The sequence below is a fragment of the Staphylococcus sp. HMSC063F05 genome (assembly GCF_001837075.1).
GTDB lineage: Bacteria > Bacillota > Bacilli > Staphylococcales > Staphylococcaceae > Staphylococcus > Staphylococcus epidermidis.
Window position 1 is genome coordinate 43,777 of the sequence record NZ_KV831340.1, and the last position, 26,591, is coordinate 70,367.

At 33.4% G+C, this 26,591-nt stretch carries 35 protein-coding genes; 7 read left to right on the forward strand and 28 right to left on the reverse strand.

Annotation, left to right across the window (positions count from 1 at the left end; all coding sequences use genetic code 11):
• Nucleotides 1–13: 13 nt before the first annotated feature.
• The 22 genes from secY to rpsJ all read right to left on the reverse strand — a co-directional run bounded on the left by secY (nt 14) and on the right by rpsJ (nt 10,511).
• The gene (gene secY, locus HMPREF2576_RS06440) at nt 14–1,306 is read right to left on the reverse strand and encodes a preprotein translocase subunit SecY (RefSeq protein WP_001829707.1); all 1,293 of its coding nucleotides are present in this window, start codon (nt 1,304–1,306) and stop codon (nt 14–16) included.
• Nucleotides 1,306–1,746, reverse strand: a complete 441-nt coding sequence (gene rplO, locus HMPREF2576_RS06445; RefSeq protein ID WP_001829796.1) for a 50S ribosomal protein L15 — start codon at nt 1,744–1,746, stop codon at nt 1,306–1,308. The genes secY and rplO overlap by 1 nt, the downstream gene beginning before the upstream one ends.
• Before the next feature lie 16 nt (nt 1,747–1,762).
• Nucleotides 1,763–1,945, reverse strand: coding sequence for a 50S ribosomal protein L30 (gene rpmD, locus HMPREF2576_RS06450; protein ID WP_001829711.1), 183 nt, complete (start codon nt 1,943–1,945; stop codon nt 1,763–1,765).
• Between the two features lie 16 nt (nt 1,946–1,961).
• Nucleotides 1,962–2,462, reverse strand: coding sequence for a 30S ribosomal protein S5 (gene rpsE, locus HMPREF2576_RS06455; RefSeq protein ID WP_001829701.1), 501 nt, complete (start codon nt 2,460–2,462; stop codon nt 1,962–1,964).
• Nucleotides 2,463–2,481: 19 nt separating this feature from the next.
• Nucleotides 2,482–2,844 carry a 50S ribosomal protein L18 gene (gene rplR, locus HMPREF2576_RS06460; RefSeq protein ID WP_001829747.1) on the reverse strand — a complete coding sequence of 121 codons (363 nt, stop codon included), beginning with the start codon at nt 2,842–2,844 and terminating at the stop codon, nt 2,482–2,484.
• Between the two features lie 31 nt (nt 2,845–2,875).
• The gene (gene rplF, locus HMPREF2576_RS06465; protein WP_001829740.1) at nt 2,876–3,412 is read right to left on the reverse strand and encodes a 50S ribosomal protein L6; all 537 of its coding nucleotides are present in this window, start codon (nt 3,410–3,412) and stop codon (nt 2,876–2,878) included.
• Nucleotides 3,413–3,436: 24 nt separating this feature from the next.
• Complete coding sequence (rpsH, locus tag HMPREF2576_RS06470) at nt 3,437–3,835, reverse strand: 30S ribosomal protein S8 (protein ID WP_001829768.1); 399 nt, start codon at nt 3,833–3,835, stop codon at nt 3,437–3,439.
• 30 nt (nt 3,836–3,865) lie between these two features.
• Nucleotides 3,866–4,051, reverse strand: a complete 186-nt coding sequence (locus tag HMPREF2576_RS06475; protein WP_001829713.1) for a type Z 30S ribosomal protein S14 — start codon at nt 4,049–4,051, stop codon at nt 3,866–3,868.
• Nucleotides 4,052–4,073: 22 nt separating this feature from the next.
• Entirely contained in the window at nt 4,074–4,613 is a 540-nt protein-coding gene (gene rplE / locus HMPREF2576_RS06480) for a 50S ribosomal protein L5 (RefSeq protein WP_001829778.1), read from the reverse strand.
• Between the two features lie 25 nt (nt 4,614–4,638).
• Nucleotides 4,639–4,956: a 50S ribosomal protein L24 gene (gene rplX / locus HMPREF2576_RS06485; RefSeq protein WP_001829762.1), complete on the reverse strand. Its 318-nt coding sequence runs from the start codon at nt 4,954–4,956 to the stop codon at nt 4,639–4,641.
• Between the two features lie 41 nt (nt 4,957–4,997).
• Complete coding sequence (gene rplN / locus HMPREF2576_RS06490) at nt 4,998–5,366, reverse strand: 50S ribosomal protein L14 (RefSeq protein WP_001829742.1); 369 nt, start codon at nt 5,364–5,366, stop codon at nt 4,998–5,000.
• 30 nt (nt 5,367–5,396) lie between these two features.
• Nucleotides 5,397–5,660, reverse strand: a complete 264-nt coding sequence (gene rpsQ, locus HMPREF2576_RS06495) for a 30S ribosomal protein S17 (protein ID WP_001829723.1) — start codon at nt 5,658–5,660, stop codon at nt 5,397–5,399.
• Nucleotides 5,661–5,684: 24 nt separating this feature from the next.
• The gene (gene rpmC, locus HMPREF2576_RS06500; RefSeq protein ID WP_000644737.1) at nt 5,685–5,894 is read right to left on the reverse strand and encodes a 50S ribosomal protein L29; all 210 of its coding nucleotides are present in this window, start codon (nt 5,892–5,894) and stop codon (nt 5,685–5,687) included.
• The gene (rplP, locus tag HMPREF2576_RS06505) at nt 5,884–6,318 is read right to left on the reverse strand and encodes a 50S ribosomal protein L16 (RefSeq protein WP_001829782.1); all 435 of its coding nucleotides are present in this window, start codon (nt 6,316–6,318) and stop codon (nt 5,884–5,886) included. The genes rpmC and rplP overlap by 11 nt, the downstream gene beginning before the upstream one ends.
• 2 nt (nt 6,319–6,320) lie before the next feature.
• A complete protein-coding gene (gene rpsC, locus HMPREF2576_RS06510; RefSeq protein ID WP_001829791.1) occupies nt 6,321–6,974 on the reverse strand; it encodes a 30S ribosomal protein S3 in 654 nt (217 codons plus the stop codon).
• Nucleotides 6,975–6,997: 23 nt separating this feature from the next.
• Nucleotides 6,998–7,351 (reverse strand): 50S ribosomal protein L22, encoded by a 354-nt coding sequence (gene rplV / locus HMPREF2576_RS06515; protein ID WP_001829734.1) that lies wholly within the window; start codon nt 7,349–7,351, stop codon nt 6,998–7,000.
• Between the two features lie 27 nt (nt 7,352–7,378).
• Nucleotides 7,379–7,657 carry a 30S ribosomal protein S19 gene (rpsS, locus tag HMPREF2576_RS06520; protein WP_001829710.1) on the reverse strand — a complete coding sequence of 93 codons (279 nt, stop codon included), beginning with the start codon at nt 7,655–7,657 and terminating at the stop codon, nt 7,379–7,381.
• Nucleotides 7,658–7,723: 66 nt separating this feature from the next.
• A complete protein-coding gene (rplB, locus tag HMPREF2576_RS06525) occupies nt 7,724–8,557 on the reverse strand; it encodes a 50S ribosomal protein L2 (RefSeq protein WP_001829788.1) in 834 nt (277 codons plus the stop codon).
• 28 nt (nt 8,558–8,585) lie between these two features.
• Entirely contained in the window at nt 8,586–8,861 is a 276-nt protein-coding gene (gene rplW / locus HMPREF2576_RS06530) for a 50S ribosomal protein L23 (RefSeq protein WP_001829755.1), read from the reverse strand.
• Complete coding sequence (rplD, locus tag HMPREF2576_RS06535; protein WP_001829775.1) at nt 8,861–9,484, reverse strand: 50S ribosomal protein L4; 624 nt, start codon at nt 9,482–9,484, stop codon at nt 8,861–8,863. Before rplD ends, rplW begins: the two co-directional genes overlap by 1 nt.
• A gap of 28 nt (nt 9,485–9,512) precedes the next feature.
• Nucleotides 9,513–10,175, reverse strand: coding sequence for a 50S ribosomal protein L3 (gene rplC, locus HMPREF2576_RS06540; RefSeq protein WP_001829727.1), 663 nt, complete (start codon nt 10,173–10,175; stop codon nt 9,513–9,515).
• 27 nt (nt 10,176–10,202) lie between these two features.
• On the reverse strand, nt 10,203–10,511 hold the full coding sequence (gene rpsJ / locus HMPREF2576_RS06545; protein ID WP_001118666.1) for a 30S ribosomal protein S10: 309 nt from the start codon (nt 10,509–10,511) through the stop codon (nt 10,203–10,205).
• Nucleotides 10,512–10,866: 355 nt separating this feature from the next.
• On the opposite strand from rpsJ, the gene HMPREF2576_RS06550 reads away from it, so the two are divergent.
• Complete coding sequence (locus HMPREF2576_RS06550) at nt 10,867–11,265, forward strand: hypothetical protein (protein WP_001829776.1); 399 nt, start codon at nt 10,867–10,869, stop codon at nt 11,263–11,265.
• Nucleotides 11,266–11,321: 56 nt separating this feature from the next.
• Here HMPREF2576_RS06550 and HMPREF2576_RS06555 read toward each other — a convergent pair whose 3' ends face one another.
• Both HMPREF2576_RS06555 and HMPREF2576_RS06560 read right to left on the reverse strand, forming a co-directional pair.
• Nucleotides 11,322–12,656 (reverse strand): NCS2 family permease, encoded by a 1,335-nt coding sequence (locus tag HMPREF2576_RS06555; RefSeq protein ID WP_001829757.1) that lies wholly within the window; start codon nt 12,654–12,656, stop codon nt 11,322–11,324.
• 112 nt (nt 12,657–12,768) lie between these two features.
• Complete coding sequence (locus tag HMPREF2576_RS06560) at nt 12,769–14,904, reverse strand: DNA topoisomerase III (RefSeq protein ID WP_001829767.1); 2,136 nt, start codon at nt 14,902–14,904, stop codon at nt 12,769–12,771.
• A 290-nt stretch (nt 14,905–15,194) separates the two neighbouring features.
• Here HMPREF2576_RS06560 and HMPREF2576_RS06565 point away from each other — a divergent pair, with 290 nt between their 5' ends.
• Nucleotides 15,195–16,058, forward strand: coding sequence for a GRP family sugar transporter (locus tag HMPREF2576_RS06565; protein ID WP_001829716.1), 864 nt, complete (start codon nt 15,195–15,197; stop codon nt 16,056–16,058).
• Between the two features lie 27 nt (nt 16,059–16,085).
• A complete protein-coding gene (locus HMPREF2576_RS06570) occupies nt 16,086–16,877 on the forward strand; it encodes a glucose 1-dehydrogenase (RefSeq protein WP_001829726.1) in 792 nt (263 codons plus the stop codon).
• Between the two features lie 194 nt (nt 16,878–17,071).
• On the opposite strand, the gene HMPREF2576_RS06575 is transcribed toward HMPREF2576_RS06570, so the two are convergent.
• Nucleotides 17,072–17,980 (reverse strand): AEC family transporter, encoded by a 909-nt coding sequence (locus HMPREF2576_RS06575; protein ID WP_001829745.1) that lies wholly within the window; start codon nt 17,978–17,980, stop codon nt 17,072–17,074.
• 141 nt (nt 17,981–18,121) lie between these two features.
• Between HMPREF2576_RS06575 and HMPREF2576_RS06580 the strand changes: the two genes are divergently transcribed.
• Together HMPREF2576_RS06580 and mspA are read left to right on the forward strand one after the other, a co-directional pair.
• Nucleotides 18,122–18,292, forward strand: coding sequence for an SE1832 family protein (locus tag HMPREF2576_RS06580; RefSeq protein ID WP_001829790.1), 171 nt, complete (start codon nt 18,122–18,124; stop codon nt 18,290–18,292).
• A 291-nt stretch (nt 18,293–18,583) separates the two neighbouring features.
• The gene (gene mspA, locus HMPREF2576_RS06585) at nt 18,584–18,901 is read left to right on the forward strand and encodes a membrane stabilizing protein MspA (protein WP_002438539.1); all 318 of its coding nucleotides are present in this window, start codon (nt 18,584–18,586) and stop codon (nt 18,899–18,901) included.
• A 50-nt stretch (nt 18,902–18,951) separates the two neighbouring features.
• On the opposite strand, the gene HMPREF2576_RS06590 is transcribed toward mspA, so the two are convergent.
• From HMPREF2576_RS06590 to HMPREF2576_RS06600, 3 genes are all read right to left on the reverse strand, one after another.
• On the reverse strand, nt 18,952–22,107 hold the full coding sequence (locus tag HMPREF2576_RS06590) for an efflux RND transporter permease subunit (RefSeq protein ID WP_001829753.1): 3,156 nt from the start codon (nt 22,105–22,107) through the stop codon (nt 18,952–18,954).
• Nucleotides 22,108–22,183: 76 nt separating this feature from the next.
• Nucleotides 22,184–23,434: a lipid II:glycine glycyltransferase FemX gene (locus HMPREF2576_RS06595; protein WP_002468891.1), complete on the reverse strand. Its 1,251-nt coding sequence runs from the start codon at nt 23,432–23,434 to the stop codon at nt 22,184–22,186.
• Nucleotides 23,435–23,833: 399 nt separating this feature from the next.
• Nucleotides 23,834–24,595 carry a VOC family protein gene (locus HMPREF2576_RS06600; RefSeq protein ID WP_002468896.1) on the reverse strand — a complete coding sequence of 254 codons (762 nt, stop codon included), beginning with the start codon at nt 24,593–24,595 and terminating at the stop codon, nt 23,834–23,836.
• Between the two features lie 163 nt (nt 24,596–24,758).
• Between HMPREF2576_RS06600 and HMPREF2576_RS06605 the strand changes: the two genes are divergently transcribed.
• Together HMPREF2576_RS06605 and HMPREF2576_RS06610 are read left to right on the forward strand one after the other, a co-directional pair.
• A complete protein-coding gene (locus tag HMPREF2576_RS06605; protein ID WP_001829772.1) occupies nt 24,759–25,199 on the forward strand; it encodes a MarR family winged helix-turn-helix transcriptional regulator in 441 nt (146 codons plus the stop codon).
• Nucleotides 25,199–26,392 carry an MFS transporter gene (locus HMPREF2576_RS06610; protein WP_002468894.1) on the forward strand — a complete coding sequence of 398 codons (1,194 nt, stop codon included), beginning with the start codon at nt 25,199–25,201 and terminating at the stop codon, nt 26,390–26,392. The genes HMPREF2576_RS06605 and HMPREF2576_RS06610 overlap by 1 nt, the downstream gene beginning before the upstream one ends.
• Nucleotides 26,393–26,591: the final 199 nt, after the last annotated feature.

The following is a 26,591-nucleotide window of genomic DNA, read 5'->3' on the forward strand; positions in this document are numbered from 1 at the left end:
GCCCTCCTACAAATTATCTACCACCAAAGCCTTTATATTCTTTTTGAGTGACTTGTGCTTCTAAAGTTTTCATAGTTTCAATAGCTACACCAATAACGATCAAAAGACTCGTACCACCAATTTGAATTGATTGTGGTAAGCCCATAAATTTAGTCGCAATTATAGGTAAAATAGCTATAGCTGCTAAGAAAATTGAACCAACAAAAGTCAATCTATAAAGTACTTTAGTAATATATTTTTTTGTTTGTTCACCAGGTCTAATTCCTGGGACATAACTACCTTGCTTTTTAAGGTTATCTGCCATTTTTTCAGGATTAACTTGTACAAAAGCATAAAAATATGCAAATGCAATAATTAAAACTACATAAATAATCATTCCAATATTACTTGATGGGTTGGCAGTATCAGCAATATTCTGTGCCCATTCTGCTTTCGGGAAGAATAAAGTCAATGTTCTTGGTAACAAGAAAAACGCCATCGCAAAGATAACTGGAATAACACCGGCAGAGTTAACTTTCAAAGGTAGATAAGTTGCTTGTGAACCTAATCGTTGAGCAGATTGTTTCTTTGCATATTGAATAGGTATTTTACGTTTAGCTTCAAGAACAAATATTGCGCCTACTGTTAGTAAAATCAAGGCTACAATCAATCCTAGTATTTTCAGCCAAGCAAGTGAAGTATCGTCTTGACCTACAAACACTGATTGTGCAAATTGTTCTAGACTCGAAGGTAAAGTTGATAATATACCTGCAAAGATGATAAGAGAAATACCGTTACCAACACCAAACTGTGTGATTTGGTCACCAAGCCAAATTAAGAAAGCTGTTCCCGCTGTTAATACAACTGCAATTAATAAATAACTCATAACAGACTTTTCTATAATAAGTTGTCCTTTGAGATAGTTATTAAATTGGAAAGCCATACCTATAGATTGGATAAAAGCTAAAATTATAGCAAAATAACGAGTTACGTTATTAATTTTTCTTCTACCCATTTCACCTTGTTTTGCCCACTCTGTAAATTTAGGAACAATATCCATTTGCAGTAATTGCATGACGATGGATGCAGTGATATAAGGCATGATTCCCATCGCAAATATTGAGAAACGTTTCAAGGCACCGCCACCAAAAGTATTTAATAACTCAGTGGCACCTTGAGATCCCTGTGGATGATTAAAGGCTTCAGGATTAACTCCTGGAGCAGGAATATACGTTCCTATTTTAAAAATAACTAACATTGCTAGAGTGAAGAAAATCTTGTTTCGTACTTCTTTAGTTGTAAAGAAACGTACAAACGTTTGAAACATTAGATCACCTCGTGTGCTCCACCTTTTGCATCAATAGCTTCTGCTGCTGAAGCTGAGAATTTATGAGCTTTCACTGTTAATTTCTTGTCTAGTGAACCGTTACCTAGTACTTTGATACCAGATTTTTCATTCTTAACAACACCAGATTCTACTAATAAAGCTGGAGTAACTTCAGTACCATCTTCAAATTTATTGAGTTGGTCTAAGTTAACAATAGCATATTCTTTACGGTTAATGTTAGTGAAACCACGTTTAGGCAAACGACGGAATAAAGGTAATTGTCCACCTTCAAATCCTGGTCTTACTTTACCACCTGAACGTGCTTTTTGACCTTTTTGACCACGGCCACTTGTTTTACCGTTACCAGTTGCAGCACCACGACCTACACGGTTACGTACACGACGTGATCCTTCAGCTGCTTTTAACTCATGTAATTTCATTTCGGCACCTCCTTAATTATTTTTCTTCTTCAATTGTTAATAAATGCTTAACTTTGTTGATTTGCCCACGAATTGCAGGGTTATCTTCAACAACTACTGAACTATTAGTCTTTTTAAGACCTAAAGCTTCAACAGTTTTACGTTGTGTTTCAGGACGACCAATAACACTACGAGTGAGGGTAATTTGTAATTTAGCCATAACTTATTTTCCCTCCTTAATTGTATAATTCTTCTACAGATTTGCCACGTAATTTAGCAACATCTTCTGCATTTTTTAAGTTTTGTAAACCGTTGATAGTCGCACGAACCATATTAATAGGAGTATTTGATCCTAAAGATTTACTTAAGATATCAGTAATTCCTGCTAACTCTAATACGGCACGAACTGGTCCACCAGCGATAACTCCTGTACCAGGTGCAGCTGGTTTCATAAATACGCTACCTGACCCATATTGACCAGTTATAGTATGAGGAGTCGTACCTTCTACACGTGGAACAACTACTAAATCTTTTTTAGCTGCTTCAACAGCTTTTTTGATAGCTTCTGGTACCTCTTGCGCTTTACCAGTACCGAAACCTACACGACCATTTTTATCTCCAACAACCACTAATGCAGTGAAACGGAAACGACGACCACCTTTTACAACTTTAGCAACACGGTTAATCGTAACAACGCGTTCTTCAAATTCTTTAGTTTCTTCTTCTCTACGAGCCATGAATGTGTCCCTCCTTTAATTAAAATTCTAATCCATTTTCTCTTGCAGCATCAGCTAAAGCTTTAACACGTCCGTGGTATAAATATCCTCCGCGATCGAAGACGATTTCTTTAATACCTTTATCGTTAGCTTTTTTAGCAATTTCTTGACCAACAGTAGTTGCTAAGTCAACTTTTGAAGCTGATGTGTTTGCAATATCTTTATCTTGTGATGATGCTTGAGCAAGTGTTACGCCTTTAACGTCATCAATAATTTGTGCATAGATGTGTTTGTTTGAACGATACACATTTAAACGTGGCTTTTCAGCTGTACCTGATAATTTAGTACGAACACGAGCATGTCTTTTCAAACGTACTTTGTTTTTATCAATTTTACTGATCATTTCAATACTCCTTTCTTTAGAGTGTTATCTATTATTTACCAGTTTTACCTTCTTTACGGCGTACATATTCACCTTGGTAGCGAATACCTTTACCTTTATAAGGTTCTGGAGGTCTTACAGAACGAATGTTAGAAGCAATCGCACCAACTTGTTCTTTAGAAACACCAGATACTTTAACAGTTGTATTTTTCTCAACAGCAAAAGTAATGCCTTCTTCTGCTTTAATTTCAACTGGGTGAGAGTATCCAACATTAAGTACTAAATCTTTACCTTGCATTTGTGCACGGTAACCTACACCAACAAGCTCAAGTGTTTTTTCGTAACCTTGAGAAACACCTAGTACCATATTATTTAATAAAGCACGAGTTGTACCATGATCTGTTCTGTCTTCTTTAGAATCAGATGGTCTTACAACTTCAACAGTGTTTTCTTCTTGTTTAAATGTCATTCTTTCATTTAAAGTTCTTTCTAATTCACCTTTTGGACCTTTTACAGTGACATGACTTCCGTCAAAAGTTACTGTTACGTCACTAGGAATGTCAATAATTTTCTTACCAACACGACTCATGTTATGGCACCTCCTTATTATTTATTACCAAACGTATGCGATAATTTCTCCACCAACATTACGTTTTCTTGCTTCTTTATCAGTGATAACACCTTCAGAAGTTGAAACTAATGCAATACCTAAGCCATTTAATACTTTTGGCACTTCATTTGCTTTAGCGTAAACACGTAAACCTGGTTTAGAAATACGTTTTAAACCTGTGATAACACGTTCATTGTTTTGACCATATTTCAAGAATAAACGAATAACACCTTGTTTATCGTCTTCTACATATTCAACATTTTTAATGAAACCTTCACTCTTTAAGATTTCAGCAATTTCTTTTTTAATATTAGACGCAGGTAATTCTAATTTCTCGTGGCGAACCATGTTAGCGTTTCTTACACGAGTAAGCATATCTGCGATTGGATCTGTCATTGTCATTGATTGTTGCCTCCTTTCAGACTCTTATTATTACCAGCTAGCTTTACGTACGCCAGGAATCTGACCTTTGTAAGCTAATTCACGGAAACAAATACGGCATAATTTAAATTTACGATACACAGAATGTGGACGACCACAGCGTTCACAACGAGTATATTCACGTACAGCGAATTTTTGTTTTTTTTGTTGCTTAGCAACCATTGAAGTTTTAGCCACTTTATTAGCCTCCTTTTAGAGATTATTTGCGAAATGGCATACCGAAGTTTGTTAACAATTCACGAGCTTCCTCGTCAGTGTTAGCAGTTGTTACGATAACAATATCCATTCCTCTAACTTTTGTTACTTTATCGTAGTCAATTTCTGGGAAAATTAATTGTTCTTTAACACCAAGTGTGTAATTTCCACGACCATCAAAAGCTGTTTTAGAAACACCTTGGAAGTCACGTACACGTGGTAATGAAACTGCAATGAGTTTGTCTAAGAATTCATACATTCTTTCTCCGCGAAGAGTGACTTTCGCACCGATTGGCATACCTTCACGTAAACGGAATGTTGCAACTGATTTTTTAGCTTTTGTTACTAATGGTTTTTGACCAGTAATTAATTCTAACTCTTCAACAGCATTGTCTAAAACTTTAGAATTTTGAACTGCGTCACCTACACCCATATTCACAACGATTTTCTCAATTTTTGGTACTTCCATCACTGAACTATAATTGAATTTTTTCACTAAGTTTTCAGTAACTTCTGTATTAAATTTTTCTTTTAAACGGTTCAAAGTGGATCCTCCTTTCAACTAGTTATTAATTATTAGCTTTAATTTCTTCGCCTGATTTTTTAGCGATACGAACTTTTTTACCATCAACTGTTTTATATCCTACACGTGTAGGTTCATTTGTTTTAGGATCTAATAATTGTACGTTAGAAACATGGATTGCTGCCTCTGTTTCTAAAATTCCACCTTCAGGGTTTAATTGAGTTGGTTTTTGGTGTTTTTTTATAACGTTAACACCTTCCACAACGACACGGCCTTTTTTTGGTTCAGTAGCTACTACTTTACCTTCTTTACCTTTGTCTTTACCTGCGATAACTTTTACGTTGTCACCTTTTTTGATATGCATGTGGGCACCTCCTTAAATTATGTGAATTTATTTGATTGGTATTATAGTACTTCTGGAGCTAGTGATACAATTTTCATGAAGTTTCCTTCACGTAATTCACGAGCAACAGGACCAAAGATACGAGTACCACGTGGGCCTTTGTCATCACGGATGATAACACATGCATTTTCGTCAAATTTAATATATGAACCGTCTTCACGACGAACACCTGATTTTGTACGAACTACAACAGCTTTTACAACGTCACCTTTTTTGACAACGCCACCTGGTGTTGCATTTTTAACAGTACATACAATAATATCACCAATGTTCGCTGTTTTGCGACCAGATCCACCTAATACTTTAATTGTAAGAACTTCACGAGCACCAGAATTGTCTGCTACTTTTAAGCGTGTTTCTTGTTGGATCATTCGTTAAACCTCCCTTATCTCTAATCTTGATTAAATAATTACTGACTCTTCAACAATTTCTACTAAACGAAAACGTTTTGTTGCTGATAAAGGACGAGTTTCTTGAATTTTAACAATGTCTCCTAATTTAGCTGAATTGTTTTCATCATGAGTTTTATATTTTTTAGAGTATTTTACTCGTTTGCCGTATAATTTGTGCGTTTTGTAAGTTTCCACTAGAACAGTGACTGTTTTGTCCATTTTATCTGAAACAACTCTACCTACATAAACTTTACGATCGTTTCTTTCGCTCACTTTCGTAACCTCCTCTTTCAATTATTATTGATTAGCCTTGCTTTGTTCAATTTCTCTTTCACGAGCAACAGTTTTTAGACGTGCAATCGTTTTTCTTACTGTGCGAATACGTGCCGTTTCTTCTAATTGACCTGTAGCTAACTGAAAGCGTAGGTTAAAAAGCTCTTCTTTTGAAGATTTGATTTGTTCTTCGATTTCTGAAGTGGTTAAGTCTCTAATTTCCTTAGCTTTCATTTGTTTCACCACCCAATTCTTCACGTTTTACAAACTTAGATTTTACTGGAAGTTTGTGACTTGCTAAACGTAATGCTTCACGAGCAACTTCTTCAGGTACACCAGCTACTTCGAATAAAATTCTACCAGGTTTAACAACTGCTATCCAGCCTTCAACCGCACCTTTACCAGCACCCATACGTACTTCTAAAGGTTTTTTAGTATATGGTGTATGAGGGAAGATTTTAATCCAAACTTTCCCGCCACGTTTCATGTAACGTGTCATTGCAATACGAGCTGATTCGATTTGACGAGATGTGATCCAAGATGTAGTTGTAGCTTGTAATCCATACTCACCAAATGTTACGTAGTTACCGCCTTTAGAACGACCAGTTGTTTTTGGACGATGCTGACGACGATATTTTACACGTTTTGGTAGTAACATTTTTATTTTCCTCCTTCACTAGTGTTCTTAGTAGGAAGAACTTCTCCACGATATATCCATACTTTAACGCCTAATTTACCATATGTTGTATCGGCTTCAGCGTGTGCATAATCAATGTCAGCACGTAATGTATGAAGTGGAACAGTTCCTTCTGAGTATTGTTCAGCACGAGCGATGTCAGCTCCGCCTAAACGACCTGATACTTGAGTTTTGATACCTTTAGCACCATTTTTCATAGCTCTTGTAATAGCTTGTTTTTGTACACGACGGAATGAAGCACGATTTTCTAATTGACGTGCAATATTTTCTGCAACTAAACGTGCATCAATATCAATTTTCTTAATTTCAATTACGTTGATGTGTACTTTTTTATCAGTTAAGGTATTTAATTTGTTACGAAGTTTTTCAATTTCTGAACCGCCTTTACCAATAACCATTCCTGGCTTACCAGTATGGATAGCAATATTGATGCGATTTGCTGCACGTTCAATATCTACGTGAGAAACTGACGCTTCTTTTAATTCATTATCAATAAATTTACGGATTTTTAAGTCTTCATGTAAAAGTGAAGCAAAGTCTTTTTCAGCATACCATTTTGCTTCCCAATCACGGATAACACCGACACGAAGTCCGATTGGATTAATTTTTTGACCCACAGTATTCCCTCCTTAGAAAGTTATTAAGCTTCTTTAGCTTCTTCTTTACCGTCACTTACGACGATTGTAATGTGGCTTGTACGTTTATTAATTGCACTTGCACGTCCTTGTGCACGTGGGCGGAAACGTTTTAAAGTTGGTCCTTCATTAGCATATGCTTCTTTTACAACTAATTCATCTGTATTCATATCATAGTTGTGCTCAGCATTTGCCAAAGCGGACATTAATACTTTTTCGATTACTGGTGATGAAGCTTTATTAGTTAATTTTAAAATAGCAATAGCTTCTCCAGCATTTTTACCTCTGATTAAATCAAGAACAAGTCTTACTTTACGAGGTGCGATTCTTATTGTTCTAGCAACCGCTTTTGCTTCCATCAGGATTTCCTCCTCTACTTATTAAAATTATCTTCTTGTTTTCTTGTCGTCTGCTGCATGTCCTTTAAAAGTACGTGTAGGAGCAAATTCACCTAATTTGTGACCTACCATATCTTCAGTGACATATACAGGTACATGTTTACGTCCATCGTATACTGCAAAAGTATGGCCAATGAAATTTGGGAAAATTGTAGAACGACGAGACCATGTTTTAATCACTTGTTTCTTTTCACTTCCGTCTTGAGCTTCTACTTTTTTCATTAAGTGATCATCGACGAAAGGTCCTTTTTTAATACTACGAGCCATTTGGGCGCCTCCCTTCTTATTGTGTGCGTGCAGCTTTACGCCGCACACCCAAATAAGTTTTTAATATTATTTTTTCTTACGTCCACGAACGATAAGTTTGTCAGAAGATTTTTTACCACGACGAGTTTTCTTACCAAGCGTAGGTTTACCCCATGGTGACATTGGAGATGGTCTACCGATTGGAGCACGACCTTCACCACCACCGTGTGGGTGATCATTAGGGTTCATTACAGAACCACGTACAGTTGGGCGAACGCCTTTCCATCTAGAGCGTCCTGCTTTACCAACATTTACTAATTCATGTTGTAAGTTGCCAACTTGACCAATTGTTGCACGACATGTAGATAAAATCATACGTACTTCACCAGATCTTAATCTGATTAATACATATTTACCTTCTTTACCTAATACTTGAGAGCTAGCACCAGCAGAACGAGCAAGTTGTCCACCTTTACCAGGTTTTAACTCGATGTTATGAATTACTGTCCCAACTGGAATATTTTGTAATGGTAAAGCATTACCAACTTTGATATCTGCCTCAGCACCACTTTCGACAGTTTGACCTACTTGTAATCCTTTAGGTGCGATGATATATCTTTTTTCACCATCAGCATAAACTAGCAATGCAATGTTTGCTGAACGGTTTGGATCATATTGAATTGAATCAACTTTAGCAATGATTCCATCTTTGTTACGTTTAAAATCGATAACACGGTATTGACGTTTGTGTCCACCACCATGATGGCGAACAGTCAATTTACCTTGGTTATTGCGTCCCGCTCTTTTCGGTAGCGGTTGTAATAATGACTTTTCAGGTGTTGTTTTTGTGATTTCAGCGAAATCTAAAGTAGTCATATTACGACGACCATTTGTAATTGGCTTATATTTTTTAAGAGCCATTGTCGCTTACCTCCTTATTGGTAATTTTTTAGTTAAATAAATCGATTGAACCCTCTTTTAGTTTAACAATCGCTTTTCTTCTTTTGTTTGTATAGCCTTGGTAACGGCCCATACGTTTTTTCTTAGGTTTGTAGTTGATAATATTTACACTATCAACTTTAACGTCGAAGATTTCTTCAACAGCAATTTTAACTTGTGTTTTATTTGCACGAGTATCTACATCGAAAGTGTATTTATCTTCTGCCATAGCTTCAGAAGATTTTTCAGTGATTACGGGGCGCTTAAGAACATCTCTTGCTTCCATTATGCGAGCACCTCCTCAACTTTTTTCGCAGCTGCTTCTGTAATGATTACACTGTCAGCGCTTGTTAGATCAAGTACATTTAATCCTTGAGCAGTTGTAACTTGAACACCAGGAATGTTACGTGCTGATAATTCAACATTTACATCTTCGTTTTCTGTTACAACTAATACTTTCTTAGGTTGTTCAAGAGTAGTTAATACATTTTTGAATTCTTTTGTTTTTGGTGCTTCAAAACCAAAAGTATCTACAATTGTAAAGCTATTTTCTTGAACTTTAAAAGATAATGCAGAACGTAATGCTAAACGACGCATTTTCTTTGGCATTTTATATGCATAGCTTCTTGGTGTTGGTCCGAATACTACACCACCACCACGCCATTGTGGAGCACGGATTGTACCTTGACGTGCACGACCTGTACCTTTTTGTCTCCATGGTTTACGTCCACCACCACGTACTGCTGAACGATTCTTAACAGCGTGAGTACCTTGGCGTAATGACGCACGTTGTAAGTTAATAGCTTCAAATAGAACGCTATTATTAGGTTCGATAGCAAATACTGCATCGTTTAATTCAACTGAACCTGATTTTGATCCGTCTACTTTTAAAACATCATAATTAGCCATTATGCAATTTCCTCCTTTCGCTTCTTAATTATTTATTACCTTTTTTTATTGAAGTTGTGATTTCTACTAAACCTTTTTTAGGTCCAGGTACATTGCCTTTTACTAAAATCACACTATTTTCAGTGTCAACTTGAACGACTTCTAAGTTTTGAACAGTAACAGTGTTTCCACCCATACGTCCTGGCATTTTTTGTCCTTTAAACACTTTTGAAGCGTCTGATGCCATACCTACAGAGCCTGGCGCTCTATGGAAATGAGAACCGTGAGCCATTGGTCCACGACCTTGTCCATGACGTTTAATAGCACCTTGGAAACCTTTACCTTTTGAAACGCCTGTAACATCAATGATGTCACCAGTTTCGAATGTATCAACTGAGACTTCTTGACCTACTTCGTATTCGTCAACGTTAACGTTGCGGAATTCACGAATGAAGCGCTTAGGTGCTGTGTCAGCTTTTTTAGCATGACCTTCAGCTGGTTTATTAGCATATTTATTAGATTTAGAACCTTTCTTATATGCTTGTTTATCTTCAAAACCTACTTGGATAGCATTATAACCATCAACTTCTTCAGTTTTCTTTTGTAATACAACGTTTTGACTAGCTTCTACAACTGTTACAGGGATTAATTCACCATTTTCACCGAAAACTTGTGTCATCCCAATTTTTCTTCCTAAGATTCCTTTGGTCATCGAAAGTCCACCTCCTATATTGTTCTATTATAATTTAATTTCGATGTCTACACCTGATGGTAAGTTTAAGCCCATTAGAGCATCTACCGTTTTAGGTGTTGGATTAACAATGTCGATTAAACGTTTATGAGTACGTTGTTCGAATTGTTCACGAGAATCTTTGTCCTTATGCACAGCACGAATAATTGTATAAACTGATTTTTCTGTTGGTAATGGAATTGGTCCAGAAACATCTGCACCAGAACGTTTTGCAGTTTCAACAATTTTTTCTGCTGATTGATCAATCACACGATGATCATAAGCTTTTAATCTGATTCTGATTTTTTGTTTTGCCATAATTTTCCCTCCTTATTCGTCTACATTTAAGTGATAGACTTCTCCACGAAAACTATCTCACACAACGCCATGGCAAAGCGGCCGGGTGTGTCAGTAACCTTTCGCTTCATCGCTTTTCATAAAGTCCAACATTAAATATAATACATGAAAAACATTGATAATTCAAGGTTTTCCAGTAATCTTATATATAACTGTCTAACACATACTTGATAATTGTACTTTAAATGATGATGTTGTTCAACCATTTTAGAGAAATTTTTTTACTTTTTATTTTCTAATGTTAAACATTCTAAATCAAATCAATATTATTATTCTCAATTATTATATATAATAGTAGTTGAATGGGAGTGATAAAATGAAAAATGGAGTGAAAATATCTTTGGCAATCATAGGAGTCTTTCTTATTGTCTGTGAATTTTTCTATGGTATTCCATTTCTAGGTGGCAGTGTAATTCTAAGTTTTGGATGGCAACCATTGTTGTTTAACGCTCTTCTATATCTTGTGCTCATCATTATATTATTAGTGGATTCACAGAACTCAATTAAACCTATGTTTGTCATTCCTTTCTTAGGATTAATAGGATCCTTCGTTGCGTTCTTACCAGTTATAGGTATGGTAATTCATTGGATTTTATTCTTCTTAATGATTTTCTTCGTATTTATTGTCTTAGCTGCACCCACTTATATCCCTAATAAAAATGCAAGGGTCGTTTATACTCAATATAAAAAACGAATTAAAGGAGATAATGATTAAAATTCATACTATTATACAAAAAGGAGCTGAAACTTCAACGTTTCAACTCCTTTTTATTATTTATGAACGAATATAAAATATAATATAAACAAAGCCATTAAAAAGTACATAATTGGATGAACTTCTTTATACTTTTTAGTGATAATCATTGTTATTGGATAAAAAATAAATCCACATGCAATACCAGTGGCAATAGAATAAGACAATGGCATCATAATGATTGTAATAAAAGCTGGTACTGCAACTTCAAATTGCTTCCAATTTATATCAGCAAAATTAGCCGCCATCAATACACCTACTACAACTAAAGCAGGTGTAGTTACTGCACTTGTTACAACTTCTATTAACGGACTAAAGAATAATGCTAATAAGAAACAAATACCCGTGACTATACTTGCAAATCCTGTTCTAGCCCCTACAGCTACGCCAGAAGTAGACTCAATATATGATGTTGTGGTAGTTGTACCAAACACAGAACCTACAATAGTTGCTAAAGAGTCAGAGAATAACGCTCTTCCAGCTCTCGGTAATTTGTTATCTTTCATCAATCCTGCTTGCGTGGCAACAGCTACTAACGTACCAGCTGTATCAAAGAAATCAATGAACAAGAATGTTAAAATAACAATTAGGAATTGAATAGTAAACAGTTGACCAGGATCTTTAAATGATTCAAATGCCGCACCAAAGGTTGGCTTGATACTTGGAACTTCTCCAATTATTCCTGATGGTGGATGAATTTGACCAGTTAGCATACCCGCTACGGCAGTTACAATCATTCCTATAAAAATTGAACCAGGAATTTTCATAGCATATAAAATGACCGTAACAATGATTCCGAAAATCGCTAAAAGTACTGGTGCTTCAGTCAAATGTCCTAATTTTACTAAAGTTGAATCACTTTTAATTATTATCCCTGAACTTTGTAACCCCACAAATGTGATAAATAAACCAATCCCTGCCGAAACAGCTAGCTTCATTTGATGAGGGATAGCATTGATAATAACTTCTCTTAAACCAGTAACAGTAAGTAATGCAAAAAATATACCAGAGAATAGAACACCTGTTAATCCTACTTGCCAAGGAATTCCCATAGTTAATACTACTGTAAAAGCAAAAAATGCATTTAACCCCATACCAGGTGCTAAAGCAATTGGATATTTAGCAATTAATCCCATAAATAATGATCCAACAAACGCTGCTAAAGCTGTCGCTACAAAGATGGCACCTTGATCCATCTTCATATCACTTGTTGCACCTTTTACACCAGCTAAACTTAAAATTTGCGGGTTTACAGCTAGAATATATGCCATTGATAGAAAGGTCGTAATTCCACCTAAAATTTCATTTTTATAACTTGTCCCATGCTTATCGAACTGGAAGTACTTTTTCACAATGAATGCTCCTTTATTTGAAATACTTTAATAGTTTAATATCAAATTTCTTAAAAAACAATACCAAAAACGAACTTTTTAGTTGAAAGTCACAAAGAAGTTCGATATTTATCTACAATTTGAGATTTTTCAGAGCATCTTTGAATGGATTATTGTCGATTTCTTCTTTTTTATTTATATATTTTTTCATTTCTTTACGTGAAACTTTACCATTCGTTTTATCTCTCATTCTTTTGTCCATTTGTGATTGAGTTTCTGTGTGGCCACATACACATCTATAAACAGCTTCTTTCCCTTTACCGAATAAAGTCATTTTTTTCTTACAATTAGGGCAACGTGCATTAGTCTTGCGTTGAATATTTTTCTTAGTTTTACATTTGGGATCTTGACATACAAGCATCTGTCCATTTTTAGTTTTGACTTTTATCATAAACTTACCACATGTTGGGCACTCGGTTGTTGTTAAATTATCATGTTTATATTTTTGCTCACTGCTTTTAATTTTATTTACTACTTTAAATGTAAAGTTTTTCATTTCCTGTATGAATTTCTGAGAATTATATTTCCCCTTTTCGATAAGCATTAATTTTTCTTCCCATTGGGCTGTTAGTATAGGTGAGGTTAATTCACTTGGAGACAATTCTAAAATTTGTTTTCCTTTTGATGTAACTTTAATTTTGCCATCTCGCGACTCTAAAGCATTCATGTTAAATAACTTTTCTATAATATCAGCCCTAGTTGCTACAGTTCCAATCCCCCCCGAATGTTTGAGTGTTTTTGCATACTTTTTATCATTCAAATCAATATGATTTTGTGGATTCTCCATGGCTTTAAGTAATGAACCTTCGTTAAAATATTCCGGTGCCTTTGTTTCATGTTCATGAATCTCAATACGATGTACTTTAAATAACTGACCTTCTTTAAAAGAATGCGTTAAAGTATGCGAAGAGGTTTGATCTTTTAAAGCTTTATATCCTAATTGTTTAGGTATTATCTCTTTTAAAACAAAATTGTAATCTTTCAGTTGTGCATGGATTGTTAAAACTTCATATAAATAAGGATTCATTAAATTTTCTAAAAATCTTTCTGCGATTAGCATATAAATTTTAAACTCTCGTTGACTCAATTGTTCAATAGATGGTCTAACCTCTGTGGGAATAATCGCATGATGATCTGAAACTTTTTGATTATTAAAAATATGCATTTTAGAAGAAAAGGACTCAGAAATTAAATCTCGAACATGAGATTTATAATCTGTAGCTAAAATTGCTCTTAACCGTTCTTGAATTGTATCGACCATATCATCTGTTAAATAATTAGAATCTGTACGGGGATAGGTTACTAACTTATGTCTCTCATATAAATGTTGTAATGTATTTAGTGTCTCCTTTGGCCCCATCTTGTAACGTTTATATGCCTCTTGTTGTAAATCTGTTAAATTAAATAAAGGTTGCGCGTAAGATTTCTTATTTTTTCCTTTAACTTCTAATATCTTTCCTTCTTGATGTTTAATTTTATGTTCAATCAATTCTAATTCTTTTTTATCTTTATATCGCTTTTGTTGCTTAAGGTTTAAATCGTAACCATCAACATTAATGGATAACGTGTAATATTTTTCTGGTTTAAAATAGTTAATCTCATCTTGTCTTGATTTAACTATTTGTATTGTTGGAGTTTGTACACGACCTAATGATAATTGTGCATCATATTTTGTCGTTAGTGCACGTGTTGCATTAATCCCTACTATCCAATCTGCTTCACTTCGTGCAAGTGCTGCTTCATATAAATTTTGATACGCGTTTCCATTTTTTAACTGTTTAAATCCTTCTTGTATGGCTTTTTTTGTAACCGAACTAATCCACAAACGCTTGATTGGTTTTTTATTACCTACTTTATCTAAAATAAGACGAGCTACTAGTTCACCTTCTCGTCCAGCATCTGTTGCTATAATAATTTCTTTAACATTTTTATCTAAAATTAAAGATTTTACAATTTTAAATTGTCTATTTGTTTTACTAATCACTACTGTTTTCATTTTCTTAGGAATGATAGGTAAGTCTTCTAAATTCCATTCTTTATATGAAGGGTTATATTGTTCAGGCGTTGCATTTGTCACAAGATGCCCCAATGCCCAAGTTACTATATACTGTTTCCCTTCTATATAACCATTACTTTTTTGTTGAAGATTCAAAGCATTAGCGATATCTCTTCCGACAGATGGTTTTTCAGCTAAGATTAAAGATTTCATTTTAATTTTCCTTTCACATTTATAAAATACATCATGTTATAGAATTACATACATTGTAACATGTATCTTTTTGTAAATTACTATATATAAAATTAATTAAGATAGTTATATATACATATCTTGTTCAATCATATAGTTCAAAAACACATTATCACTTAATACGAATATTTACTTACTAAAAATTTCAACACTTTTAAGGTGTTGTTTTTTACTTCTTTTTTTAATTACTATAGAATGATTTCGAGTGTAATTGGGACACTTAATTTTGTTCTTAGGAGAGTGAGTAATAAGTGCAAATTGTAGATTTTTTGATAGCACTTTTACCAGCCCTGTTTTGGGGTAGTGTAGTCATTATAAATGTTTTTGTAGGTGGTGGACCATATAATCAGATTCGAGGTACAACTTTAGGTACACTTTTTATCGGATTTTCTCTACTTGCTACTGGACACGCAGCGTTTGATAACCTTACAGTAATTATTGTCGGTTTAGTATCAGGAGCTCTATGGGCTTTTGGTCAAGGTAATCAATTAAAATCAGTGCATTTAATAGGTGTATCTAAAACGATGCCTATTTCAACGGGTATGCAACTTGTCGGTACCACTCTATTTAGCGCTATTTTCTTAGGTGAATGGAGCACGATTGTTCAAGTAGTGATGGGACTTATAGCAATGATCTTATTGGTTGTAGGTATTTCTTTAACATCACTTAAAGCCAAAAGCGAAGGCAAATCCGATAACCCAGAATTTAAAAAAGCAATGGGAATATTACTTCTATCAACAATCGGTTACGTAGGTTATGTCGTTCTTGGAGATATTTTTGGAGTAAGTGGTACAGATGCTCTCTTCTTCCAATCAATTGGTATGGCAATTGGAGGATTAATCCTTTCAATGAACCATAATACTTCAATTAAATCTACTGCTCTAAATCTTATACCAGGTGTTATCTGGGGTATCGGTAACTTATTTATGTTCTATTCACAACCTAAAGTTGGTGTAGCAACTAGTTTCTCATTATCACAACTGCTTGTTATTGTTTCAACTTTAGGGGGTATCTTTATTCTAGGGGAGAAAAAAGATCGTCGCCAAATGATTGGTATTTGGTCAGGTATTATCGTTATAGTTATAGCTTCAATCATTTTAGGCAACTTAAAATAGAATTTTAAACTTTAGGGAGGTAACATAGTGTTTGAAGAATTAGAAAATAAAGTGGTTCTTATTACTGGAGCTGCCACTGGAATTGGCAAATCTATTGCGGAAAATTTTGGTAAAGCTAAGGCCAAGGTTGTTATAAATTACCGTTCTGATCGACATCATGATGAAATTGAGGAAATTAAACAAACTGTTGCTAAATTTGGTGGTCAAACATTGGTGGTTCAAGGTGATGTTTCAATTGAAGAAGATATTAAACGAATGATTGAAACAACAATTAATCACTTTGGAACTTTAGACATTATAATTAATAATGCTGGATTCGAAAATTCAATCCCAACTCATGAAATGTCGATTGACGACTGGCAAAAAGTTATTGACATAAACTTAACTGGCGCCTTTGTGGGTTCAAGAGAAGCCATCAATCAATTTTTAAAGGAAAACAAGAAAGGTACTATTATTAACATTTCGAGTGTTCATGACACTATTCCATGGCCTAATTATGTACACTATGCCGCAAGTAAAGGTGGCTTAAAATTAATGATGGAAACAATGTCAATGGAATATGCCCAATACGGTATTCGTATTAATAATATATCTCCTGGGGCAATTGTTACTGAACACACTGAAGAAAAATTTTCTGACCCAACGACGCGTGAAGAAACAATAAAAATGATACCTGCACGTGAAATTGGAAATGCTCAAGATGTAGCTAATGCAGTACTATTCCTATCTTCAGATCTTGCAAGTTATATACACGGTACAACATTGTACGTTGATGGTGGCATGATGAACTATCCAGCATTTATGGGTGGTAAAGGTTAAGTAGCATTTTTCAATTTTAACTAGAAATAAAATGTCATAAATTAGTAATGAATAGTAGTCTTAAAAAGTATCAGTCATCGACTGAATATAAGTGACAAACTATAATAAAAAAGCTATGAAGATATCTACAATGATACATTTCTTCATAGCTTTTTTAGTTATATAAATAAGTATATTGATTATGCAATCAATTTTTATACAAATACAGCTTGATAAATATACAAAATGATAATGCTAATAATAATGGTTAAATTAGTTACCATTCCAACAAATGGTAATGTCTTATATTTGAATTGAATCGAATATGGTATGATTGCTACTCCTACTGGTAATAACCACGTTATAAGCAAGGTTGTTTTAATCATATCATCAGATACAGGTAATAAAAAGTGAACTAGTGTTCCAGCTAACATACCTAACCCGTAATGTAAACAAAGATATTTAATTGTTACAGGGAGGTATTCTCTCTCAATACTAAAATTAAGCATTACACCTAATAATATCATGGATAAAGGCATATTCGCCTTTGATAATACACTAAAGAAATCAATAGCTGGTTGCCATATATGAATATGAGACATGTTCAATCCAAACATAATCATATAGGTTACTAATGGGACTGATTGAACTAATTTTTTTCCTAAAAATTTGAAGTTAAATTGGTCACTACCTTCGCTAAAATAACTTCCTACAAAATAAGTAATACCAAACATGATAATGGCCCCACCAATATCAACCATTCCGAAATATATCATACCTTTAGATGGCCATATCGCTTCAACCAACGGATAAGCAAACAAACCAATATTCATAGATCCAGTCATCATACCAACAGAACCACGCATATGGTTATCATATTTTCTAAAGAACCAAATTACAATAATTTTAGCTACTATACCGTAAATAATCATCATTATAGGTAATATTGAAAAAGATACATCTAATTTTGCACTATTTAAGTTAACTATAACGAGTGAAGGTAATGTAACATTTAACACTAAAGTTGAAAGTACTTGACTATCAGTTGCTTTCAAGTAATTCATACGTTTAAGAAAATAACCAAGTGCTATTAATAATATAATTATGACAAATTGTTCAGTCACATTGATTCCTTCTTTCTAGTTTATACAAATGAGTACTTTGATATCGTGTCCCACTTATTTAGAAGTATCGTATTTCGTGATATAATCTTTATTAAATGTAAAAATTACTACTATTAACCCTTTGAAGAGGAGAATGATACGATGGACTTGAATTCAAAGTTATCAGAACTTAAATATGATTATACACGATTACAAAACGATTTAGAAAAACGTGAGTCGCTTCATCAAGATATTGACCCTCTACTTAAACAACTTGAAAATATTGAACAAGAAATCTCCTATATACGTTCAAAATTAAATCAACAATCTTAAAATTTAGCACGTTGATTGTTTAACCCATAAGTATAAATTTAAACTACAAAATTTATTAAAATTTTTTGCCAATTGTAGATGACATTAGAATCTAAAAATCAATGTTTTAAACATTGTTATCATATTGACAATCAATAACTGATTTAATAAACACGTATATCTAGAATTTTTAAATTTTGGTTTGCAAAGCAACTTATGAAGCTACGACAACCAATTAATCTCTACTCGTATTCTAGTCATATGATTTTTATCGTGCTAATATATTATTCGTAATAGAAAGGGTGGCTCTTTATGAAACTTTATCTTATTTTATTGCCTGTTTTATACTTAATTGTTTCGTACATTAGTATTTTTAAAATGCATTCTGTCATAACTCGAATCTTGAGAATTGTTATGGGCATATTGTTACTATTTGTAGTTGCTTTGACAACGTTACAATTCCCTAAAGAAAATTGGTGGGTATTTGTCGTTTTATTGCTTTTAGTTGGTAATGTTGAAGTGACTGGTTTTAAAGAATTAAAAGATGATAAAAAAGGTGTTAGTATCTTGAATATCTTATCACTTTTATTATTTGTTATATTTATTATTTTAATTTTTATACTATATTAAAAAATAAAAACGACTTAGGTAAGTATAATCATCTTACCTAAGTCGTTTTTTTACATATTAAACTTTTTAGTAATTTTATTTTTTAAAGTGAATAAAATTTCGTATATAACCGGTACTACAAAGAGTGTGAGTAGCGTTGAAGAAATTAATCCACCTATTACTGTTGCAGCCATACCTTTTGAAATTAATATTGAACTGTCATGACCAAATAACAACGGCACTAGTGCACCTATTGTTGCAATTGCTGTCATTAATATAGGTCTTATCCGTGTACCACCCGCTTCTATCAATGCCTGTTTCATCGGCATACCTTGTTTTTCATTGTTAATAACACGATCGATTAATACTATAGCATTCGTAACAACGATACCAATTAACATAAGCATACCTATTAAACTTGGAACTGAAATAGTTTCTCCGGTAATGATGAGTGCAAGTACTACACCGATAACCGTAAATGGTAATGAGAACAAGATTGTAAATGGTGCCAGACCACCTCTAAATGTAATAACTAAAATTAAATAAACAATGATAATTGCTGCTATCATCGCCATAGCAAGCTGAGAAATAGCCTTATCAATGTCATCAGTTGCACCGCCGACATTAATTTTAATATGACTAGGTTTCTCAAGGTCTTTCACTTTAGCCATAACTTGTTGAGATTTACCACCCACATCTTTATCAGTCACTTTACCTGTAACAGTCGTAGCATAATCGCCATCTTCTTGAGTCAGTTTACTTGGTGTATATGATTTTTTAAGAGATGCTATTTCACTAAGTTTAATCGTACCGCCCGTAGGCTTATTTAGTTTAATGTTTTTAATTTTTTGAGAAGACCAATCTGTTTGCTTATTTTGTTTGACCTTTACATCTATAGATTTACCCTTTTCATTAACTGTAGAAATTGTTTTCTCAGGTAAGTTTTCATTAAGATTCATCGCAAGTTGTGCAGCAGAAATACCATTATCTGCAGCTTTATTTTGGTCAACTTTTATTTCATATTGGTCATACGTCTGTGATAAATCAGATTTAACATTCGTTATGCCTTTAATATCAGTCATCATTTTCTCTACACGGTTGACTGTATCTTTCATTGCACTTGTATTAGGTCCTTTGACAGTTACTTCAACAGAATTATTACCTGCTCCTGTTCCTAAATCTTGATTTTTCCATTCTCCAGGTTGTTTAAATGTCTCGATATGTTTAAGTACTTTATCAGGCTCTTCATCAAAATTAGGCGTGTCAGATTGATATTTAATCATAATTGCCATGCTGTTGGTACTACCGGTAGGATCTTGTGGTGTAGGACCACCTATAGAATATTGAACAGTTTCTACTTTATCTTTTTTATCTAAATAATTTTGTACTTTTTCAGCATGTTGTGTCACAGATTTCTGTGTTTCTCCAGGTTTTGGAGTATATGTTAGAGCTAAAAATTTATTATCTCCAGTTGAAATATAACTCGTTCCTAGATTTCTTGCGCCTATGACCACACTTCCAACTAAAATAAAAATACTAACTATAAGCACAATCCATTTATGATTAAGTGACCAATTCAAAGCGCTTCTATAGGCTCTCCCAACTGTTCCTAGACCTTCTTTTTGTTCCCTATTTTTAACGCCATTTTTAAAAAATGTTGCACCTAAAGAAGGCACTAGGGTAATCGAAACAAGTAGTGAAGCTAATAAACTAAAAGTAATGGCTAGCGCAAATGGTCTAAACATTTCGCCTACTGAACCTGACACAAACACTAGTGGTAAAAACACTACTATAGTAACAAGGGTCGATGACATAATAGGTTTAAATACTTCTCTAGTAGCGCTTATAATTAAATTTTCACCTTTGAGCTTCTCATTCGGATCAGATAATCTTCTAAATATATTCTCAACGACAACTATAGAATCATCTATAACTCGCCCGATTGCAACCGTTAATGCACCTAAAGTAAGAATATTTAATGATACGTTGCTTAATTTTAATGCTATGAGCGCAATTAATATTGACATTGGTATAGATACAATTGAAATAGCTGTAGTTCTTATATTTCTTAAAAACAGAAGAATAACGATAATAGCAACAATCGTACCGAGAGCGGCCTTTTCAACCATAGTATAAAGAGAGTCTTCAATAGGTTTAGCAGTATCCATTGTTTTAATAGATTTCATTCCACTCTCATTACGTACAAATTCATCTACTTTTTTCTGAACTTCTCTCGCAACTTGCACAGTATTAGCATCTTGTGATTTCATAATTTGTAAGTTAACAGCATCTTTTCCATTTGTCTTGGATATAGAAGTACGTTCATCACCGACACTAATATCTGCTAAATCTTTAAGTGGTACAGATGGCATTTGGCCTTTCTGTGCCATATGAGTTGAACTATTAGTCGAGCGAGTATTATCACTTGGCATTAGACTATCACTGTCGGAATCGCTATCATTTTGTGCAGCTTGTCCAGAAATAGATAAAGGGATTTTAAGATTTTTAAAAGCGTCTACAGATTTAAATTGACCATCAACAACAATAGATTTATTACTCTTATTAAATTGGAAAAGTCCTAATGGCGTTTCACGTGTAGCCGTTTTTATATAGTTCTCAACATCATTTGCAGTTAAACCTTTTTCATCTAAATTTTTTTGTTTAAACTTTAACGATACTTCACGATTAGTTTGACCGTTTAATTGTGCATTTTGTACACCATCAATGGTTTGTAATTTTGGTACGAGCTGTTGATTTAACTTTTTAGTAACGTCTTTTAACTTTTGATTATTACTCGTAAAAGAATATGCCACAATTGGAAAAGCATCCATAGAGTTCCTTGTTAATTCGGGTTCACCAACGCCATCTTTAAACTTAATTTTGTCGATTTCTTTTTTTAATTGTTCTTCAGCTTTATCCATATCTGTACCATTATCGTATTCTACAGTTACTATAGAAGCATTAGGTATAGATTCAGTCTGTACACTATTTACGTAGGCCAACGAGCGTACTTGATTATCAATCTTGCTACTTATTTCATCTTGTGTTGACTGGGGTGTTGCTCCAGACATTGTAGTTTGAACTGAAATAACTGGATTTTCAACATCTGGTAATAATTCAAGTTTTAATTTGGCGCTTGAATAAACGCCACCTAATATAATTAAAACTACCATCAAAAAAATAGCGAATTTATTACCTAACGAAAATTGTAATAATTTTTTAATCATTCATTTTTTCCTTTCTTATAAAAAATCTGAACGCTCTCAATTTATCTATAGAAGCGTTCAGATCTGAATGTAGTAGTTATTTACCTTTAAGTTTACGTGATATTTTAATTTTAGCTTTCGTTAAACGAGGTTTCACTTTCTCAACTAAATGATATAGCGGTTGATTTAATACATAATCAAATTCTCCAATTTTTCCACTTAAATATGTACCCCAAACTCGTTTAAAAGCCCACAACCCATAATGTTCTGAATCTTTATCAGGATCATTATCTGTACCACCAAAGTCATAGGTTGTTGCACCATGCTCACGTGCATATTTCATCATTTCAAATTGCATGTGATGGTTTGGTAAGAAATCACGATAGTCATTCGAGGAAGCGCCATAGAGATAGTAAGATTTGTTTCCTGCAAACATTAAGAGCGCTCCTGACAAGTAAATACCTTCTGGCTCGCTTTTTTCAAGTTCTGTTAAATCCGATTTTAATTCATTTGTTTTCTTAATTTTATTATCAATATCATTAAGTTTATTAAGTGTCTTTTTATCTTGCTTTTTTGATTGTAATTTCTCTTTCTCAGCTAATTGTGCTTCAAGATCTTGATTAACCGTATCTAATACTGGCTTAGGCTCTAATTTAACAAGGAAGAGTTCTGCATCACCGTCTTCATGAAGTGCATCATATATATTTTCAAAATAACTAATATCTCGAGTTAAAAAACCATCTCTCTCCCCAGTTATCTTCATTAAATTAGCAAAGATTTTAAGCCCCTCGCGATTTGATCGTTCTACTTTAGTTCCACGCTTCAGTGCAAGTCTTACTTTTGAACGATTTCGACGTTCGAAACTTTGAACTAATTCATCATCTGTTTTGTCAATAGGCGTAATCATAGTCATTCTTGGTTGAATATAGTCTTTAGACAGTCCTTCTTTAAAACCTTTATGTTTAAACCCAAGCTCACGTAGATTTTTAAGTGCTTCTGCACCTTTATCTACTTCGACATCGGGATCTATTTTGATAGCATACGACTTTTCATCTTTTGCTACTTCTTTAGCATAGCTAAGTAGAGCTTCTAACACTTCTTTATTATTATAATCAGCTACAAATCCCCTAGATACATAGCATAAAGTGTATGGAAGTTTAGGTATTTTTTTGAATAGTAGCTGGCCAACACCTTTAATTTGACCATTTTCACCGACAGCAATTCTTCTTGAATACCATCCTGTTAATTTTTTCGTATCTGCCCACTTAGATAATTGTAATAAATCACCATTGGGATGAGATTTCACAAATGCGTCATGTTGTTGATTAGTGATGTTCATCTTTTCCATGGTTTAAAATATCTCCTTTATTTTACAGTAATTTTAATTATACATCTTAATGAGAACGATGTCGACGATGTCACTTTCAAACCGTTTTAGTTCTTTCAATACTATTACCCTTGATATAATGATTACTAACCACTAGTAAAGAGGTTTTTATATGAGAAAGTTTATTTTATTGTTATTTATTATCCTAAATCTCGTGGCAATCATTATTACAATCAATCACCCACTAACAATTTCATATTTTAGTCTTCGTGTCATCTTCGTAGCATTTATATTTATTATATCCATTTTTTTTATTTTTTTACGTACCACAAACTATGAATTGATTCTAAGTATTTTATCTACCGTTTTCGCTTTCATACACATCGGTTTAATTATTCACAGTGCCTATCTATATTTATACTAGTTGGGTGGCTCAAAACGATATTTAGCACCACGTATAAATATTGAATATGGTGCTGTGGCATTGATATCGGTCATTATTAATGTATGAAAACCTGAATCTTTGCCGTCTTCTATTTTATAGATAACTTCATCAGTTTCTAATTTGAAATCAGTAGATGTAGCCGTTTCATTTACTATTTTCAGGTTATACCATTCTTTCCAAAGACTTACTGTTGTTTCACGTTGAGTGCTAGTAATAATCACCTCTTTAATTTTAAACGATGACAAGTTGAAATTATGTATTTGTGATAGGTTTTGCTTTTTGTTGTTATCCCATTCTATAAAGAAAGGTGGTTTGACTGTATAGTCAGGGTTAGCAATATATAGCAATCTCCAACGAATTTGATGACCTTTTTTATTTTCTCTTTCCATATCAATAGGACCTATCACATCAACGCCTCTATTTTCTAAAGTACTTTTAACCTGATTTATATCCTTTGTTCTAAAACAAATACCTTTAAACCCTTGTTTAAAATGATCCTGCACTATTTTTGTAGCAAATGATACACGACCTTCTTCAGTTTTAGCTATATTGCTAAGTTTTGACTCATTTTCAACATCTAGCAATTCGATATAACTATTTTTAATCGGTGCTATTTGATTAAAGGTGCCCAAATGATGATGTCTTCCACCATTTTGCAATTCTAATATTTCTCCGGGAAACTTAAATGACTCTAATTGATGTAAATAGTGAATGATATGGTCTAATTTTAAGTTCAACTTTCTCCCCCCTCCACATGTTATTGCTCATTTTAACAAAATCTAACTTTAATTACTTTAAATATTAAAAAGGAATCTAAGACCATTGCAAAATTCACATTTTAGTCATATAATTGTCTCTGTCTTTTAAATAGTTAGCCAAGCTAACTAATATAACAATGAGGTGTTAGATATTTTAACCAATGAATTTTTCAATAGTTTTATAGGTATATATAGACCCTATATTAAACTTACACAACCTATATTAGATCAGCATCAGATTCATACTGGCCAATGGCTTGTGCTAAGAGATATTGCCAATTATCAACCTACTACCCTTGTAAAAATTTCTCATCGTCGTTCAATAGAAAAGCCTACAACACGAAAGTTGATTAAAGTGTTGTTAGACAATGGTTGGGTCATGACAAAAACAGGAGTTGATAAGAGAGAGAAATTATTGAGTTTAACTGACAAAGGCCAAAGACTTTTTGAAACTATTAATAAAAAGATCACTGTCATTCAACAAGATATTATAAAAAAAACTGGATTAACTGATGAGCAAGTATTTGATATTACAAATGCGATGTCTCAAATTCATGAAGCAATGATAAAGGAGGAACAGTAATGAATCAGTCTACAATAATTAAAGACCCCATCTTTACGAAGAGTTTTAATATTAACTTTGCTATTAACTTTTTTGTTTATCTATGTATGTATTTATTAATTGTCGTTATCGCGAGCTATAGTAAATCAGAATACCATGCTTCTGATTCTGTTGCTGGACTCGTAGTCGGACTTTTTATAGTAGGATCATTAATAGGTCGATTTGTAACAGGTAAATACGTCAATCGATTTGGTCCAAAAAAAATTCTCATTTTTGGTTTAATATGTTTAGTAGTAACACAGCTACTTTATTTTATACCTGGTTCTGTTTGGTTCTTAATGATGGTGCGTTTACTGAACGGCTTAGCAACAGCGGTTGCTACAACTGCTACAGGAACAATAGCAGCATATATTACACCACCTACACGCAAAAGTGAAGGTATCAGTTTATTCTCATTAAGTTTGGTGTTGGGAACCGCTATTGGCCCATTTTTTGGTATGTTATTGATGAATTCCTTTTCTATCAATATTTTATTTACTATTTGTGTAATTTTAGGTGTCATAAGTGGTCTATTATCACTGTTAATTAAAATTAATTTCACAACAGTTAAAGAAAACACAATTACACATAAACGATTCAATTTGGCTCATTTTGTAGCCAAAGAAGCCATTCCGGTAGCATTCGTCATGCTATTAATCGGTGTTACTTACGCTGCAATTTTAACTTATTTACAGGCTTTTGCTGTTGAAAGAGATCTAGTTACATCAGCAAGTTACTTTTTCATTTTTTATGCTATTGCGTCCCTCATAACAAGACCTATTGCTGGAAGATTGATGGATGATAAAAACGAAAATGTAGTTGTTTATCCAGCATTTATCTTTTTAGTATTATCTTTTGTTCTACTGATGCTTAGTTTTAACGGATGGGTATTACTTATTGCAGGTATCGCATTAGGAATTGGTTATGGTAACTTGTCATCTTGTATGCAAGCTATCGCAATAAAAGTATCTCCATCAAATAAATATGGCTTAGCTACATCAACTTACTTTATTGGTTTAGATATAGGAATTGGATTTGGACCATCCTTACTAGGTCTTTTCACACATATGATTTCTTATAGTCAATTATATGGAATCATGGGTATTTTAGGATTTACAACTTTAGTCATCTATATTTTAGTGCACGGACGTAAGGTTTACAGCACTTCATATTAACTACTAGAATTTAAAAAAAACGTCTAAATTAACATACCTAAATATGTCAAAATGACTTTTATGTAAATTTTATTCCAACATTGCTATATCACTATGTTAGGGTATAAAAAATAATAAAAATATAGGGTATAAAAAATAATAAAAATAGTGGTTGGGACCTAATTTCTAGCAAAATAGCCAGTAAATGAGTTTTCATAAA

What these genes read in the sequence shown, in the direction of transcription:
- secY (WP_001829707.1), bottom strand. Translation starts at nt 1,306, where the DNA reads ATGTTTCAAACGTTTGTACGTTTCTTTACAACTAAAGAAGTACGAAAC.
- rplO (WP_001829796.1), bottom strand. Translation starts at nt 1,746, where the DNA reads ATGAAATTACATGAGTTAAAAGCAGCTGAAGGATCACGTCGTGTACGT.
- rpmD (WP_001829711.1), bottom strand. Translation starts at nt 1,945, where the DNA reads ATGGCTAAATTACAAATTACCCTCACTCGTAGTGTTATTGGTCGTCCT.
- rpsE (WP_001829701.1), bottom strand. Translation starts at nt 2,462, where the DNA reads ATGGCTCGTAGAGAAGAAGAAACTAAAGAATTTGAAGAACGCGTTGTT.
- rplR (WP_001829747.1), bottom strand. Translation starts at nt 2,844, where the DNA reads ATGATCAGTAAAATTGATAAAAACAAAGTACGTTTGAAAAGACATGCT.
- rplF (WP_001829740.1), bottom strand. Translation starts at nt 3,412, where the DNA reads ATGAGTCGTGTTGGTAAGAAAATTATTGACATTCCTAGTGACGTAACA.
- rpsH (WP_001829768.1), bottom strand. Translation starts at nt 3,835, where the DNA reads ATGACAATGACAGATCCAATCGCAGATATGCTTACTCGTGTAAGAAAC.
- rplX (WP_001829762.1), bottom strand. Translation starts at nt 4,956, where the DNA reads ATGCATATCAAAAAAGGTGACAACGTAAAAGTTATCGCAGGTAAAGAC.
- rplN (WP_001829742.1), bottom strand. Translation starts at nt 5,366, where the DNA reads ATGATCCAACAAGAAACACGCTTAAAAGTAGCAGACAATTCTGGTGCT.
- rpmC (WP_000644737.1), bottom strand. Translation starts at nt 5,894, where the DNA reads ATGAAAGCTAAGGAAATTAGAGACTTAACCACTTCAGAAATCGAAGAA.
- rplP (WP_001829782.1), bottom strand. Translation starts at nt 6,318, where the DNA reads ATGTTACTACCAAAACGTGTAAAATATCGTCGTCAGCATCGTCCAAAA.
- rplV (WP_001829734.1), bottom strand. Translation starts at nt 7,351, where the DNA reads ATGGAAGCAAAAGCGGTTGCTAGAACAATAAGAATCGCACCTCGTAAA.
- rpsS (WP_001829710.1), bottom strand. Translation starts at nt 7,657, where the DNA reads ATGGCTCGTAGTATTAAAAAAGGACCTTTCGTCGATGATCACTTAATG.
- rplB (WP_001829788.1), bottom strand. Translation starts at nt 8,557, where the DNA reads ATGGCTCTTAAAAAATATAAGCCAATTACAAATGGTCGTCGTAATATG.
- rplW (WP_001829755.1), bottom strand. Translation starts at nt 8,861, where the DNA reads ATGGAAGCAAGAGATGTTCTTAAGCGCCCCGTAATCACTGAAAAATCT.
- rplD (WP_001829775.1), bottom strand. Translation starts at nt 9,484, where the DNA reads ATGGCTAATTATGATGTTTTAAAAGTAGACGGATCAAAATCAGGTTCA.
- rplC (WP_001829727.1), bottom strand. Translation starts at nt 10,175, where the DNA reads ATGACCAAAGGAATCTTAGGAAGAAAAATTGGGATGACACAAGTTTTC.
- rpsJ (WP_001118666.1), bottom strand. Translation starts at nt 10,511, where the DNA reads ATGGCAAAACAAAAAATCAGAATCAGATTAAAAGCTTATGATCATCGT.
- HMPREF2576_RS06550 (WP_001829776.1), top strand. Translation starts at nt 10,867, where the DNA reads ATGAAAAATGGAGTGAAAATATCTTTGGCAATCATAGGAGTCTTTCTT.
- HMPREF2576_RS06560 (WP_001829767.1), bottom strand. Translation starts at nt 14,904, where the DNA reads ATGAAATCTTTAATCTTAGCTGAAAAACCATCTGTCGGAAGAGATATC.
- HMPREF2576_RS06580 (WP_001829790.1), top strand. Translation starts at nt 18,122, where the DNA reads ATGGACTTGAATTCAAAGTTATCAGAACTTAAATATGATTATACACGA.
- mspA (WP_002438539.1), top strand. Translation starts at nt 18,584, where the DNA reads ATGAAACTTTATCTTATTTTATTGCCTGTTTTATACTTAATTGTTTCG.
- HMPREF2576_RS06590 (WP_001829753.1), bottom strand. Translation starts at nt 22,107, where the DNA reads ATGATTAAAAAATTATTACAATTTTCGTTAGGTAATAAATTCGCTATT.
- HMPREF2576_RS06595 (WP_002468891.1), bottom strand. Translation starts at nt 23,434, where the DNA reads ATGGAAAAGATGAACATCACTAATCAACAACATGACGCATTTGTGAAA.
- HMPREF2576_RS06610 (WP_002468894.1), top strand. Translation starts at nt 25,199, where the DNA reads ATGAATCAGTCTACAATAATTAAAGACCCCATCTTTACGAAGAGTTTT.